The organism is Bradyrhizobium sp. B117 (assembly GCF_038969555.1).
In the GTDB taxonomy this organism is placed as follows: Bacteria; Pseudomonadota; Alphaproteobacteria; order Rhizobiales; family Xanthobacteraceae; genus Bradyrhizobium.
The window spans coordinates 2,921,246-2,934,348 of record NZ_CP152414.1 but is presented as its reverse complement, the minus strand read 5'-3'; the positions used below and the strand labels follow the sequence as shown (position 1 = coordinate 2,934,348).

General features: G+C 59.8%; 14 protein-coding genes and 1 pseudogene. 8 read left to right on the top strand and 7 right to left on the bottom strand.

Annotated features, from left to right (window positions below; genetic code table 11):
- Positions 1 to 19: 19 nt before the first annotated feature.
- From AAFG16_RS14335 to AAFG16_RS14325, 3 genes and pseudogenes are all read left to right on the top strand, one after another.
- Positions 20 to 919, top strand: a pseudogene (locus tag AAFG16_RS14335) (cbb3-type cytochrome c oxidase subunit I); the annotation flags it as partial.
- Positions 920 to 941: 22 nt separating this feature from the next.
- Positions 942 to 2,066 carry a glycosyltransferase gene (locus AAFG16_RS14330; RefSeq protein ID WP_342739531.1) on the top strand — a complete coding sequence of 375 codons (1,125 nt, stop codon included), beginning with the start codon at positions 942 to 944 and terminating at the stop codon, positions 2,064 to 2,066.
- A gap of 11 nt (positions 2,067 to 2,077) precedes the next feature.
- Complete coding sequence (locus AAFG16_RS14325) at positions 2,078 to 3,145, top strand: UDP-glucuronic acid decarboxylase family protein (protein ID WP_342739530.1); 1,068 nt, start codon at positions 2,078 to 2,080, stop codon at positions 3,143 to 3,145.
- A gap of 303 nt (positions 3,146 to 3,448) precedes the next feature.
- On the opposite strand, the gene AAFG16_RS14320 is transcribed toward AAFG16_RS14325, so the two are convergent.
- Positions 3,449 to 3,583 (bottom strand): hypothetical protein, encoded by a 135-nt coding sequence (locus AAFG16_RS14320; protein ID WP_283085109.1) that lies wholly within the window; start codon positions 3,581 to 3,583, stop codon positions 3,449 to 3,451.
- A gap of 380 nt (positions 3,584 to 3,963) precedes the next feature.
- Here AAFG16_RS14320 and AAFG16_RS14315 point away from each other — a divergent pair, with 380 nt between their 5' ends.
- The 3 genes from AAFG16_RS14315 (at position 3,964) to AAFG16_RS14305 (ending at position 5,599) form a co-directional block, all read left to right on the top strand.
- Positions 3,964 to 4,329: a hypothetical protein gene (locus tag AAFG16_RS14315; RefSeq protein WP_283085108.1), complete on the top strand. Its 366-nt coding sequence runs from the start codon at positions 3,964 to 3,966 to the stop codon at positions 4,327 to 4,329.
- 232 nt (positions 4,330 to 4,561) lie between these two features.
- Positions 4,562 to 5,020: an Hsp20 family protein gene (locus AAFG16_RS14310; RefSeq protein WP_342739529.1), complete on the top strand. Its 459-nt coding sequence runs from the start codon at positions 4,562 to 4,564 to the stop codon at positions 5,018 to 5,020.
- Positions 5,021 to 5,101: 81 nt separating this feature from the next.
- Positions 5,102 to 5,599, top strand: coding sequence for an Hsp20/alpha crystallin family protein (locus AAFG16_RS14305; protein ID WP_283085106.1), 498 nt, complete (start codon positions 5,102 to 5,104; stop codon positions 5,597 to 5,599).
- A 41-nt stretch (positions 5,600 to 5,640) separates the two neighbouring features.
- Here the strand turns inward: AAFG16_RS14305 and AAFG16_RS14300 are convergent, their stop codons facing one another.
- Both AAFG16_RS14300 and AAFG16_RS14295 read right to left on the bottom strand, forming a co-directional pair.
- A complete protein-coding gene (locus AAFG16_RS14300) occupies positions 5,641 to 7,338 on the bottom strand; it encodes an ATP-binding protein (protein ID WP_342739528.1) in 1,698 nt (565 codons plus the stop codon).
- 240 nt (positions 7,339 to 7,578) lie between these two features.
- The gene (locus AAFG16_RS14295) at positions 7,579 to 9,093 is read right to left on the bottom strand and encodes an ATPase domain-containing protein (RefSeq protein ID WP_342739527.1); all 1,515 of its coding nucleotides are present in this window, start codon (positions 9,091 to 9,093) and stop codon (positions 7,579 to 7,581) included.
- On the opposite strand from AAFG16_RS14295, the gene AAFG16_RS14290 reads away from it, so the two are divergent.
- On the top strand, positions 9,044 to 9,988 hold the full coding sequence (locus AAFG16_RS14290; protein WP_342739526.1) for a MarC family protein: 945 nt from the start codon (positions 9,044 to 9,046) through the stop codon (positions 9,986 to 9,988). The two genes, AAFG16_RS14295 and AAFG16_RS14290, sit on opposite strands and share 50 nt — an antisense overlap.
- Before the next feature lie 94 nt (positions 9,989 to 10,082).
- Here the strand turns inward: AAFG16_RS14290 and AAFG16_RS14285 are convergent, their stop codons facing one another.
- Together AAFG16_RS14285 and AAFG16_RS14280 are read right to left on the bottom strand one after the other, a co-directional pair.
- Positions 10,083 to 10,322: a hypothetical protein gene (locus AAFG16_RS14285; RefSeq protein ID WP_342739525.1), complete on the bottom strand. Its 240-nt coding sequence runs from the start codon at positions 10,320 to 10,322 to the stop codon at positions 10,083 to 10,085.
- A 25-nt stretch (positions 10,323 to 10,347) separates the two neighbouring features.
- A complete protein-coding gene (locus AAFG16_RS14280; protein ID WP_035730668.1) occupies positions 10,348 to 10,530 on the bottom strand; it encodes a hypothetical protein in 183 nt (60 codons plus the stop codon).
- 319 nt (positions 10,531 to 10,849) lie between these two features.
- Between AAFG16_RS14280 and greA the strand changes: the two genes are divergently transcribed.
- Positions 10,850 to 11,329, top strand: a complete 480-nt coding sequence (greA, locus tag AAFG16_RS14275; RefSeq protein ID WP_342739524.1) for a transcription elongation factor GreA — start codon at positions 10,850 to 10,852, stop codon at positions 11,327 to 11,329.
- An 88-nt stretch (positions 11,330 to 11,417) separates the two neighbouring features.
- Here greA and AAFG16_RS14270 read toward each other — a convergent pair whose 3' ends face one another.
- The gene (locus AAFG16_RS14270) at positions 11,418 to 12,515 is read right to left on the bottom strand and encodes a trypsin-like peptidase domain-containing protein (RefSeq protein ID WP_342739523.1); all 1,098 of its coding nucleotides are present in this window, start codon (positions 12,513 to 12,515) and stop codon (positions 11,418 to 11,420) included.
- Positions 12,516 to 12,648: 133 nt separating this feature from the next.
- Positions 12,649 to 12,984, bottom strand: a complete 336-nt coding sequence (locus AAFG16_RS14265) for a hypothetical protein (protein WP_283085098.1) — start codon at positions 12,982 to 12,984, stop codon at positions 12,649 to 12,651.
- Positions 12,985 to 13,103: the final 119 nt, after the last annotated feature.

The window sequence follows — 13,103 nt, the reverse complement described above, 5'->3', positions numbered from 1 at the left end:
GGTGGCTGAACAACGCGAGTTGCGAGACGACGGGTTGAGCGGCCTGGAGCTGTCCGCGCGCTTCGACAGCATCTGGCGTACGCCGTCCGGCCTGCTCGGCGCGCTGATGTCGGTCGACCACAAGGTCGTCGGCCGACGCTACATCGTCACCGCATTCGCGTTCCTGCTTCTTGGCGGCATCCTTGCGATCCTGATGCGCATTCAGCTCGCCGGACCAGAGAAGACGTTCCTGTCGGCCGACAAGTACAACCAGATCTTCACGATGCACGGCTCGACGATGATGTTCCTGTTCGCCGTGCCGGTGATGGAGGCATTCGCCGTCTATCTAGTGCCGCTGATGGTCGGAACGCGGAACATCGCCTTCCCGCGCCTGAACGCGTTCAGCTACTGGATGTTTGTGTTCGGCGGCTGCTTCCTCTGGATCTCCTTCGCGCTTAATGTCGGGCCTGATGTCGGCTGGTTCGCCTACGTTCCCCTGTCCTCGTTGCAGTACACGCCGACGAAACGGCCTGACGTCTGGGCGCAGATGATCACCTTCACCGAGGTCGCGGCGCTCGCGGTCTCCGTGGAGATCGTCGTGACCGTGTTCAAGCAGCGCGCGCCCGGAATGACGCTCGACCGTATCCCTCTCTTCGTCTGGGCGATGCTGGTCACGGCGTTCCTGGTGATGTTCGCGATGCCCGCGATCATGGTCGCATCGACCTCGCTGATCCTCGACCGTCTCGTCAACACGCGCTTCTACGATTCCTCGTCGGGCGGACATCCCCTGCTCTGGCAGCATCTGTTCTGGTTCTTTGGCCATCCCGAGGTCTACATCATCTTCATTCCCGGTACGGGAATGGTCTCGGCGATCCTGGCAACATTCGCGCGCCGGCCGGTGATCGGCTATCCGGTGGTCATTCTCTCGCTGATCGCGACGGCTCGCGAATCGAGGCAGCAGAATGAACCTCAGCATCGTCGTCGTCGGTCTTTCGGTCACATCGTCATGGGGCAATGGTCATGCCACGACCTATCGCGCCCTGATCGAGGCGCTCGCGCGGCGAGGCCACAAAGTTACGTTCCTGGAACGCGACACTGCCTGGTATCGCGAGCATCGCGATCTCACCAAGCCGTTGTCGTGGACGGTCGAGCTCTATCAGTCGCTGAAGGATGTCCCTCGCCGCTTCGGAAAGTTGGTCAAAGACGCCGATCTCATCATCATCGGGTCTTATGTGCCGGATGGCATCGCCATCTCTGAATGGATCACGAGTCAGGCGCGAGGACTCACCGCCTTCTACGACATCGACACGCCGGTGACGCTGGCCCGGCTCGACCAGGGCCTCGACTATTTGTCCGCCGCGATGATCCCGCGTTTCGACCTCTATCTATCCTTCGCCGGCGGTCCGGTGCCGGAGATGATCGAGCAGCGCTACGGCAGCCCGATGGCACGGGTTCTCTATTGTAGCGCCGACACCTATACATACGCACCGCAACAGGCGCAGACGAAATGGGCGCTCGGTTATCTCGGAACCTACAGCGAGGACCGGCAACCCATCCTTGATCAATTGATGTTGTCGCCGGCGCGAACGCTGCCGTCGGAGCAATTCGCGGTCGCTGGCGCGCAATTTCCTGAAGGTATCCAGTGGCCCGAAAATGTCTTGCGGATCGAGCATCTGGCTCCGAAGCAGCACCCGATGTTCTACGCGGAGCAGCGGTTCACTTTGAATGCGACCCGCGCCGACATGCGCGTGCTGGGCTTCTCGCCGAGCGTCCGGCTGTTTGAAGCGGCCGCCTGTGGCACGCCCGTGATTTCCGATCGATGGCCAGGGATCGAGACGATCTTCGAGCCGTCGCGGGAAATTCTTCTTGCGTCAACCCCGCGCGACGTCATCGAGATCCTGCGCGATATGCCCGAAGAGCGCCGGCGCGCAATCGCGGAGAACGCGCGCCGGCGCGTCCTCTCCGTTCACACGTCCGAGCACAGAGCCCGCCAGCTGGAGGCCTACTACGCCGAAGCAGCCGCGCGACGCCACCGCAAATCCGCGCCCCGTCAGGCCAATCGGCCTGTGCAGGTCGCCGAACTCTGAAGGTGCTTGCCATGACACTGCAGACCCGTATCCCCACGCTTCGCCACTCGCCAACCGTGCTGATCGCCGGCGGCGCCGGGTTCATCGGCTCTCATCTCTGCGATTCGCTCCTGCAGCGCGGCAACGCGGTGATCTGCATCGACAATCTGCTTACGGGTAGCATCGACAATATCAGGCCGCTGCTAAACCATCCGAAGTTCCGCTTCATCGAGCATGATGTGCGCGAGCAGATCGAGATCGGTGGCGAGATCGACCGGATCTACAGCCTAGCCTGTCCCGCCTCGCCCCGGCACTACCAGAAGGATCCGGTCGGCACGATGAAGACGTGCGTACTCGGCACCATCAACCTGCTCGAACTTGCGTACCGGAAGGGCGCCCGCGTCTTGCAGGCTTCCACCAGCGAGGTCTATGGCGATCCGGAGGTACATCCACAGCCGGAATCCTATCTCGGCAACGTCAACCCGATCGGACCGCGGGCCTGCTACGACGAGGGCAAGCGCGCCGCCGAGACGCTGATGTTCGACTACCACCGCACGTGCGGGACTGAGATCAAGGTCGCGCGTATCTTCAACACCTACGGCCCGCGCATGCTGGAGAACGATGGCCGTGTCGTCTCGAATTTCATCGTGCAGGCGCTCCGCGGCAAGCCTATCACTATATACGGCGGCGGCACGCAGACGAGGAGCTTCTGCTTCGTCGATGATCTCGTGCGCGGCCTCCAGCTGCTCATGGAGAGCCCAGCCTCGGTGACCGGCCCCTGCAATCTTGGCAATCCGCACGAGGTCACTATAGAGGCCATAGCCCGAGAGGTCCTGACGCATACGGAATCGGTCTCGCCTCTCCGCTTCGAAGCGCTGCCGAAAGACGATCCAAAACGCCGCAAGCCGGTCATCGATACCGCCGTGCGCTTATTGGGATGGCGCCCTCGCGTCGCACTGCAGGACGGTCTTCAGGCCACGATTGCCTATTTCGCGTTGCGCATCGCGGGTGAGGCACCGACGCTGGTGCCGGCAATTGCACCACGTCGGACGGGGCATTCGGCACGAAGCCGGTTGAAGGCAACTGATCCAGGCGGATGACACCGTGTCGAGGGAGCTCGGGCGATATCCCTAATTAGGCGATGCCTCGGTAAGCTGGCCGATCCGCAATGTAGGTATCCTAATTTCCCTCTGCGGGTGCGAACGGCCCCGGGCATCTCCGGGGCTGGACCGAGACGCACCGAGACCGCCCGACGCACCGGCTCATGCCGGACGCCGGTTGATAGCGTCCCGCCCGGGATTCACTCGCGGAGTCTCAAATGATACAATGTCCTAAATCTAATCTGCGGGTGTCCCAATTAGGACAGCACCAGGGTCAAGACGAACGGGACACCGAGTGAGGCCTCACTGCTTCCTCAGGCGTTCTATCCCGATCCTGAAGCGCACCCGCATGACCGGCCCGAGATCGTCGCGCACCTCAATGGCGGCTTCGCTGGGCTTGAAAGGGCGCTGCAAGCTTTCTCGGGCCGCATCGGCCATGGCTTGGGTGGCTTCCCTCCATGTCCGTGAACTCCAAGCCTTCCTCATCAACCACAAAGCCATCTTGATCAACCAAATCGAAGTAGTAGCGCGCCATTTGATCCGCCCAATCTAGGCCGATCAATCAACGCATGTTGCTTTCGTTCCAATAGATGCTACGGCTGGTCAACCGCCTAGACGAGCGAGGAACGAACGCCGCCGTACGAGCTTGTGGACTCGCCGGTTCGCCGACCGAGCTGGCGGAGCGGCCCCGGCCATACCCCCCAAGCCTCGGCAGGCCGGGGCCCTCTCTCCGCCTTCCCTTAGCGCATGCGAGGTCCGAGTTCGCCTTCTCGCCGCGCCCACCCTATGTTGGACTCCGGCCACTGGCGTTCTTGCGTATGGCCTTCCCTTCGATCATTCCGAACGACCGGCTCGATAAGGATTTCTACTTGGTCCTGGAGGAGTTCCGGGACGGCGCAGCGTTTCGCGAGACTGGCGAAGTTGTCACCTACTCCACGCTGATCGGCGGCCTGCTCGCCGACCAATACGATCAAGTCCTTCGCGTCGTCGCGTTCATCCGATCGAGGGGTGGTCGCGAGAGGCCAGAGGATATTGCGCGCGAACTCGAGCGTCGCATCGCCGCCGAAGGCCACGCGATCTCCGATGCCTTGAGGAACTTCGTCGAGTCAGGGGCTGCTTGGGCCATGGTCACTCTCACTTCAGGTAAGCTTCGAGGGACCGGCCGAGGCGCAGCAGGACGATAGGAACCCCTTCCAGATTCGCCTGAGCCGGGCTTAACAAAGACATGGGTGCGACACCGCAATTTCTCGCAGGTGCCTGGAAGGCCTTGAAACGACACGACACGCTTCTAATTTCATGGATAGCCGCGCAGCAATTGCACGGCACGATCGGGCGCCCGGTACAGGGCCCGGTCAGCGGGCATCCGGCAGGTGTCCGGGGTGCTCTTATCCATGTTGCTCAAAGGAGGATATGGCTATGACCACGCTTGATCTTGCCCCCTTGTGGCGATCGACGATCGGGTTCGATCGTCTGTTCGACCTTCTCGAGGACGACTCCGGCCGATGGACCAGCGGGGACAATTACCCGCCCTACGACATCGAACGTGTCGGTGAGGACCACTACCAAATCTCGCTGGCTCTTGCCGGCTTCAGGCCTGACGAGGTCTCCATCACGGCCGAGCAGAACACGCTGACTGTCGAGGGTCGCAAGGCCGAAAAGGGCAGCCATCAATATCTCTATCAACGCATCTCTTCGCGCCCGTTCCGACGGACCTTCAATCTGGCCGAGTACGTGCAAGTGAAGGGCGCCTCGTTCGAGAATGGCATGCTCAAGATCGATCTGGTTCGGGAGGTTCCCGAGGCGATGAAGCCGCGCCAGATTGCGATCAGCACAGGTGATGATCACCAGCAAGGTGAGAACAAGCAGGCGGCATAACACCACCTGCTCACAATTGAATTCTGCGGCGTAGCTTCGCCGCGTCGCGAAGCTTTGGAACAAAAGAAAAGGAGAAGCACTATGGCTATCACTGATCTGATCCCTTGGGGCCGCGGTCGTGATGTGACCACCCGTCGCTCCGAAAACTACAACCCGGTTCTAACCCTGCACCGGGAGATGAACCGGCTATTCGATGATGTCTTCCGCGGCTTCGATGTCGCGCCATTTGGCGGCAGCTTTCTCGAGCAGTCGATGAATTGGCCGAGCATCGAGGTCAACGAGAGCGAGAAGGACGTGAAAGTCACGGCAGAGTTGCCAGGTCTCGACGAGAAAGACGTCCAGATCGAACTCGCCAATGGCGTTCTCTCGATCAAGGGAGAGAAGAAGACTGAGACGGAAGACAAGGATCGCCGGTTCAGCGAGCGGTACTACGGCAGATTTGAACGGCGCATCCCGATCGAAGACGTGGACCAGGACAAGATCTCTGCTGCGTTCAAGAACGGAGTGCTGACTGTCACCATGCCAAAGCTGCCGCAAGCAGAATCCAAGGTGAAGCGTATCGCGATCAACTCGAAATGACAGAATCGACGGGAGCGGCCTCCGCTCCCGTCGTGCTTCTACTAGAGCAACCGTCCCGGGGGATGTGCCCGACCATGGACACAAAGCGGAAATCCAGTTTTGCAGGCGCGGCAGATGTCGCTGCGCACGCGGAGATCGCGGCTCAGCACATCAAGGGCCTGAAAGCGGCCTGTGCGAACGGAGACAAGAACGCTGCCCGTCGATCGCTGCGCCAAGCCATCAGCGAACTCGAGCTGGCTCGCGCGATGGTGCGGACCGGTATCGATTGAGTCCACTCCAATTTCGGTTGCGTTCGCGTGCGTCTGGCTCAAGCAGACTAGTAGCTGGCTTTTGTGTGTAGCATCGCTTCGATCTTGGCTGAGAGTTCCCGCGAGGAAAACGGCTTGCTGAGGAGCACACTGCCGTTCATACGTTTGCCGGTTTCTTCGATGAGATCTGGAGCCGCTACAGTACACGACCGGCAGGCCGGGCTGCTGCCGTTGAAGTTCAAGCCCGACGTCCAGCCCCGAGACGCCAGGCATCGCGAGGTCGATAATCGCCAAATCGATGGCTTGATGAGAAAGGGTTGCTAACGCAGCATCCAGATTGTCAGCCGCGATCGCCTGGTACCCGAGATCGTCAAGCATGCTCCGTGTCGTTTCGAGCACGCTGGCATCGTCGTCCACAACAAGGATGTGCTCCCTTGCTCCCACACTTGGAGGACTCAATTGGCGATCTTCGCCTCCTACAACTACATCGGTCGATCGGGGCAAGAGTATTCGCACAACCGTTCCCCGCCCAACCTGACTCTCAATTTTCGCTGTCCCGCCGGACTGGCGGGCAAATCCGTAGACCTGCGACAATCCGAGACCCGTTCCCTTACCGGGCTCCTTGGTCGTGAAGAATGGATCGAAGGCTCGGGCCAGGACTTCCGGAGGCATTCCAGTGCCGGTGTCTTTCACTGCGATCGAGACATACTCACCTGGCTTGAGCTCGGTTTGCAGACCCTCCGGGACGCCGTGGAGAACGTTTGTCTCTATCGTAAGAAGGCCACCCTCGGGCATCGCGTCTCGCGCGTTGATCGCGAGGTTGAGCAACATCAATTCCAGTTGGGTCGCGTCGACCAGTGCAGGCCAAAGGTCCTTGTGCGTGACGACATCAACTCGAATAGAGGCGCCCAAGGTTCTGGACAACATTTCTGCAACGGTGCCCACGAGCTGATTGACGTCCACGGGCTCCGGCGCGAGCCGCTGCTTGCGGGAGAATGTCAGCAGCTGCCCGACGAGCTTGGCCCCGCGCTGCGCTCCATGCATGGCATTCCGGACATATCGCTGAACGCGTTCGTCCTCCACCCGCCGGGCAATCAGCTCAAGATTGCCGATGATTGCCATCAAGAGATTGTTGAAGTCGTGCGCAATTCCACCTGTCAGCTGTCCGACAGCCTCCATTTTCTGTGCCTGACGCAGCGCGACTTCGGTGCGCTCTCGTTCCACCATCTCGTCTCGCAGCCGCTTGTTCGCTTCCGAGAGCTGCTCGGTTCGCTCTTCCACGCGCCGCTCGAGCGTGTCGGCCAGCTGCTTCAATTGCCTCAGATACTGTTCAGCCTGTCGCTGCCGCCTGCGACCGCGCACTGCTGCGAGCACCGCACTCTTGAGAGAGGTGGCGGCCAATGGTCGCTCGAGGACCGTGACGTGTCCAAGCAGATCGATGAGTTCGGTAAGAGCCGGGCCATTGTTGCCGGTTCTCAGCGTTAGCAGCACGAAAGGAAAATCCGACCATGGCGGCTAATTGGCGATCCAATCAGCCAAGGCGCCACGATACTCGTGAACGAGCGCTTCCTCTGCAATGACGGCGGCGGCAGCATCACTCAAGCTGGACACCAGTTCGGAAAGACTCGACTGCTCTAACGCCTGAATGCCGACGTCGCGCAGAGCCGAACAAACCACCCTGGCGTCACGCCAAACGGCGCTAGGACAAGTACCGGGCCGCTTTGGCTCTTCTCACGACCGTCCATTGGTAGCTGCCGTAAGTAGCGCGCCGTGCTGGCCGGTATAGATCGGCGAGCCTGATAACACGCCCTGGAATTCCGCCAGCGGCGGCCCGACGCGAATTCCGCGATTATCTAGCCGGTACTCTCTAATTTCGTCTTCGTGGCGTCCGGTGCGTTTCTTTAGGACCGAGATCGCGCGGCGAATTTTTCCAGCAGCTTCGAAGAAGCGCAACAGCAAGACCGCGTCGCTCAGATAGGTGAGGTCGACGCTTGATTGCATCGACCCGACAAGGCCGTGCTGCGCAAGGGTCAGGATCGTCACGACACCGCGGTGGTTCAGATAGGTCAGCATTTCGTGCATGAGGAGCAGCATGAACTGCTCGGCAGGCATGGCGTTCTGATATCCGCTTAAGCTGTCCAGTACCACTACCCGGACATTGTCCGTCTCGACCCGCCGGCGAACCATCCCTGTGAGTTCTCCGGGGGAAAGCTCTGCGGGATCGACTTGCTCAAGCACCAACTGCCCCGATGCGATCGGCTGATCCAAGTACCAGCCCATGCCCGCTGCACGTTTCATCAGGATTGCTTTGGTCTCATCAAAGGTCACAAAGAGGGCGCGCTCACCACGAGCGAGCGCCGCCATCACGAACTGCATGGCGATGGATGATTTGCCGGAGCCAGACGGCCCCATGAGCAGGGTACTCGTGCCCCGGTCGAGACCACTTCCCAGCAATTGATCCAGCTCGTTGATACCACTCAGGAGCGGTTCTGCCGGCGGCTTGCCATCGAGGTGCTCGGACGCAATCAGCCGGGGAAACAGAACTATTCCGCCCTTGCGGATAACGAAATCATGGAAGCCACCACGGAAGCTGCGCCCCCTCATCTTGAAGATGCGCAGCCTGCGGCGCTCCGCACCATATTGCAGCGCATTATGCTCAAGCCTGACGACGCCATGGACGAGACTGTGCAGATTGAGATCGTCGGCCTGATCGGTAAGGTCGTCCAGAAACAACCCGGTGCAGCCCTCCTGGGCCAGGAAATGCTTCAGAGCAATGACCTGCCGGCGGTATCGCAGCGGATTTTGCGCCAGGAGCCTAATTTCGGAGAGGCTATCGAAAACGACCCGCTTAGGTGCAACCCGCCTCACCTCGTCGAAGGTCATTTTCGTCGTTTCGCCAAGCTCAAGGTCAGAGGCATAGACGACGGTCTGTTGCTGCTTGGGGTCGAGGCTGAGTTCCGCCGGGACGAGCTCAAAAATCTCGATCCCATCGAGATCCCAGCCGTGGGTTTCGGCTACTTGCCGCAGTTCGTCCTTGCTTTCGGAGAGCGTGATGTACAGACAGCGCTCCCCCCTGGAGACGCCGTCGAGAAGAAACTGCAGGGCCAGGGTGGTCTTGCCGGTTCCCGGCTGGCCCTCGATCAAGTGCACGCGGTGCGATGCGTATCCGCCATCGAGAATGCCATCGAAGCCGGCGATGCCCGTAGAGATTGCCTGCGTTTTGGTGCTGCCTTCAGGAATGTTCATTTGTCTTCCGGATGTCCAAGCGCGCGCCGGCCAGCAGGCGTCGTTCTGCCCGGCTGGCATGGCTGGATGTGATTGGCGTGGTTTGCGCGAAGACAGGGCCAAAGCCCTTGAGCAGGCACCATGGCTGCAAACATCTTCCTGGAGGGTATTTTCGTACGAATTTCCGGCGTTCTGTCAAGCCACTGAAACTGCCGCGGGCCGGAACCCGAATAAGAGGTTGGAGTTACCCGGCTCCCACGAAATCTCTGAGCACGACAGCTGCTCGGCAGGCCAGAGCAAAGGGACTCGGAAGACTGTGGCTTGGAATCAGTTTGTCGGCACCATCATGCTTCTTTATGCCCTGACGAACCCGGTCGGAGCCATCCCGGTTTTCCTGCCAATGACTGGGCGCGCCGGCGTGGTGAAGACCCACCGGATCATCGTTTTGGCCTGCGCGGCAGTAGCCGTTTTCTTCATTGGGTCTGCGATGTTCGAGAAGGAGATCTTGGCCTTCTTCAATGTGGGGCTCGATGACTTCCGGATCGCCGGTGGGCTGCTCGTTCTGGTGATCGCATTCGAAATGTTTCAGGCACAGTATGGAAAGTTCATACATGGCCTGGCCATCACGCCATTTGCGTTTCCCTTGCTGGTGGGGCCGGCCGAGTTGAGCATCATGATCACCCTCTCGAACGATAACCCAGGATGGCTTGGCAAGGCCTTCTTGGCCGCCGCAGCCGTCCTCGCGACCTCACTGATCGGTTTGACTTTGTGGATGGCTGCTGCGATCGAACGCTTCTTGGGCCGAACCGGCATCAACATTATGACCCGTGTAATGGCTCTCATCATCGCGGCAATCGCCGTGAATTTCATCATGAGGGGGATCAAGAGCCAACTGCCTGGCATGGTGAGCCGGTAGGACCATCCTCATTTTATTGTTATTAGGGCAAGTCTTGGCCAAGAACGCTGGCGATCGAAATCAATCCCTCATCTCCGAGAAGACGCGCTCGGGACTACGCCGCCGAGTTGAAGTCGCTCCTCTTGGCCCGCGCAGCCGCTGCACGGCTCGCCGCAATCGCCATCCAATCTCGCAACAATCCTCTGTCCTCCCTGGAAAAGGAGGCTCGCCGTTTGAAATCGTCAAGAGTCTCGCCGGGATGGCATTGCTCGAAATCCTGGCGGATCAGCGATTCGAGATATGCCGTCTCATCTTGAGTGGCACCGCCCAAGTCGGAATCCGGCTTGATCGGCATAGATCGCTCCTCCCTTCCGCGGTTCTCAAAGCTTATCGGGGCTATCAACCGCGTCCAGTTCGGCATCTATTTTTTCGAGAAGACGTTCGATCTCCTCGCGCTCCCTTGGACCTGGCTCTTCTTCTAGGCGGCTGATCAGGTGCTGCTTTCGCGTCAGGAGCATTGCCACGCTTGTCATCAAAGGTGTGAGTTCGGGATGCTGGTACATTGATCGACACCTTATCTTCATTGTCGCAATGCAGCGAAGGCGACACTCCGAGGCGCTCGGCCGGGAGCGTGCCAGAGTCCGCTTTGGACACGCGCAAAACTCACGACCGGAAGGTCAGTTCCTCCGACGCTAAGAGGGATCGCAATGGAGCAATCCGTCCAGCGCAGGGACGATCGCCGTGGCACAGGCGCTCCTTGGAACAGGCGATGTTCAGCATAGTTGCCAACCGAATAGCACCGAGTTCGCGTCGGCCGGCGGATAACAGCGCGGCCGTTCTCGGCTCTCGGCAGCGCTCTTAGGAAACCCGGTAGCGAATACGATGCCAACTCTCCCTATGACCGCGTCCGGTTATGCGGCTCTTCAGAACGAATTAGCCACCCGCATACGAATTACGCGGCCCCATCTTGCCGAGCGTATTCAGCACGCGATCGCGGACGAACCTAATCTTGTTGAGAATTCGGAGTATCAGGCCGCGCTGACCGAGCAAGGCCTCAACGAGGCTCGCATAGCCGAGTTGGAAACCAAACTTGCACGCGCAGAGGTCATCGATGTCTCGAAGCTCTCCGGCGAAATCGTCAAATTCGGCGCGACGGTCACGCTGACGGATCAGGATACGGGCGAGGAGCGAATTTGCCATATCGTCGGCGAGCCGGAGTCCGATGCGGCCAGAGGCAGAATTTCAGTCAGCTCACCTCTCGCACGGGCGTTGATAAGCAAGTCCCAAGGCGCAGTCGTAGCCGTCGAGACTCCAGGAGGCGAGAAGAGTTACAAGATTGAGCAAGTTAGATGGCTTCCCTAGGGGCAGAAGAATAGTCTTAATAGCAAATGGTCTTGCATGACCGGCAGATACCCGTCGGTGCGAAGCCGTTGTCTTGAACCCGTTTGCATCAGCGCAACAGACGAGTGGATGTGCTGCTTGCCTGGACGGGCGGAGCTACTTTCACGACTGCGGAACTGGTTTGGCCGCCCCGCACGATGGTAAGCTTCACATCCTGACCGATGCGTGCTAGGCCAATTTTGTTCCGAAGTTGCGACGCGGTGCGGATCGGACGGTCATCTGCCATGACCACGATATCGTCCTTGCGCAAGCCCGCCTTTTCAGCCGGAGAGTCTGGCGCGACCTCCGCGATCACTGCCCCTTCGTTGCGGCGAGAATTCGTCGACGGTTGGAGCTCGCGCAGTAAAACGCCAATGCGGCCACGCTCAACGTATCCTCTATCTACGATCTGCTCCATAACGAGCCGGGCCATATTCGCGGGAATTGCAAAGCCGATCCCGACATTCCCTCCGCCGGGCGAAATGATCGCAGAGTTAATGCCGACCAACTCGCCACGAAGATTCACCAATGCGCCGCCGGAATTTCCCGGATTGATCGCAGCGTCGGTCTGGATGAAGTCCTCGTAGCCTTCCTTGCTCAAGCCAGTCCGACCCAGCGCACTGACGAGCCCGGACGTAACGGTCTGGCCGAGTCCGAAGGGATTTCCGATCGCAAGCACGAAATCCCCGACTTCAAGCGCATCACTGTCGGCGAAAGGAAGCCCCTGAAGGTCGGCAGGGTTTGGGATCTGCAGCACTGCGACGTCAGTCGGCGCATCGCGCCCGATTACCTTCGCAGATAGCTGCCGGCCATCCTTGGTCGTTATCTGAACGACTGAAGCGCCTTCGACAACGTGATTATTGGTCAACAAATAGCCGCGCTTGGCATCGACGATGACGCCCGAACCCGTCGAATTGATTTCCTTCTCGACCTGCTTGGGAATGTCGAAGAACTCACGAAAGAACGGATCGCGGTAAAGTGGATTGTCCTCGCGAACACGGCCGTGCACGGAAATATTCACGACCGCCGGCGTCACCTGTCGAACCACGGGCGCCAATGTTGGCACAGAACCACCCGTCTTCAGGTCCGGCACTTGGGCTGTAGCCGGTGAAGCCGCGAATAGCGCCACAACCAGAAGCCATGCCAATATTGTTCGCTGATCCAACATTCCGATCACCCTTGCATGCTTGTCGGATCGTCAATCACAGGCAGAACCATTCCTTCCAATGCTAGGAGCGGAATTGCCCAGACTGCTGCGGCATGGCCAAGCAGCACGATGGCTAGAACGGCTTCCGTGACCATCACAGCGCCCTCCGCTGTGCGGCGGCGGCCCAGGGCCGCCGCAGCCGCATGGGGACGCCACCGCCAGGGGGTGGATCATCATCGCCGTCTCCGTCGAGTTGCCGCAACGCTGCCAGTATGTCCGCCAACTTCACAGCGTGCCCAGTCCCGGGGACCTCCCGCAGGTCGGGATAGGATTCCACGGCGTACATGTCCGACGCCCACGAGGACAGGATGATCCGCTTCTCAGGCGTCGAGAGCTCCTTGTCATTCAGGACTTCCGCCGGAGAAACGTAGTGAGCGGCGGGATGGAGGAATGGGTGAAGACCACCGCCGTCGATTTTTACGTTAGTCATGGCTCGCCTCCCTACACACTCCTTTCTAAGGGATGGTGCTCGAGATTTAGGTGGCGGCGTAGTCGACGTCGCCACCCATGTTGAGATGAGATAGGACAGAGAGCAACTTCCGTTGCGAA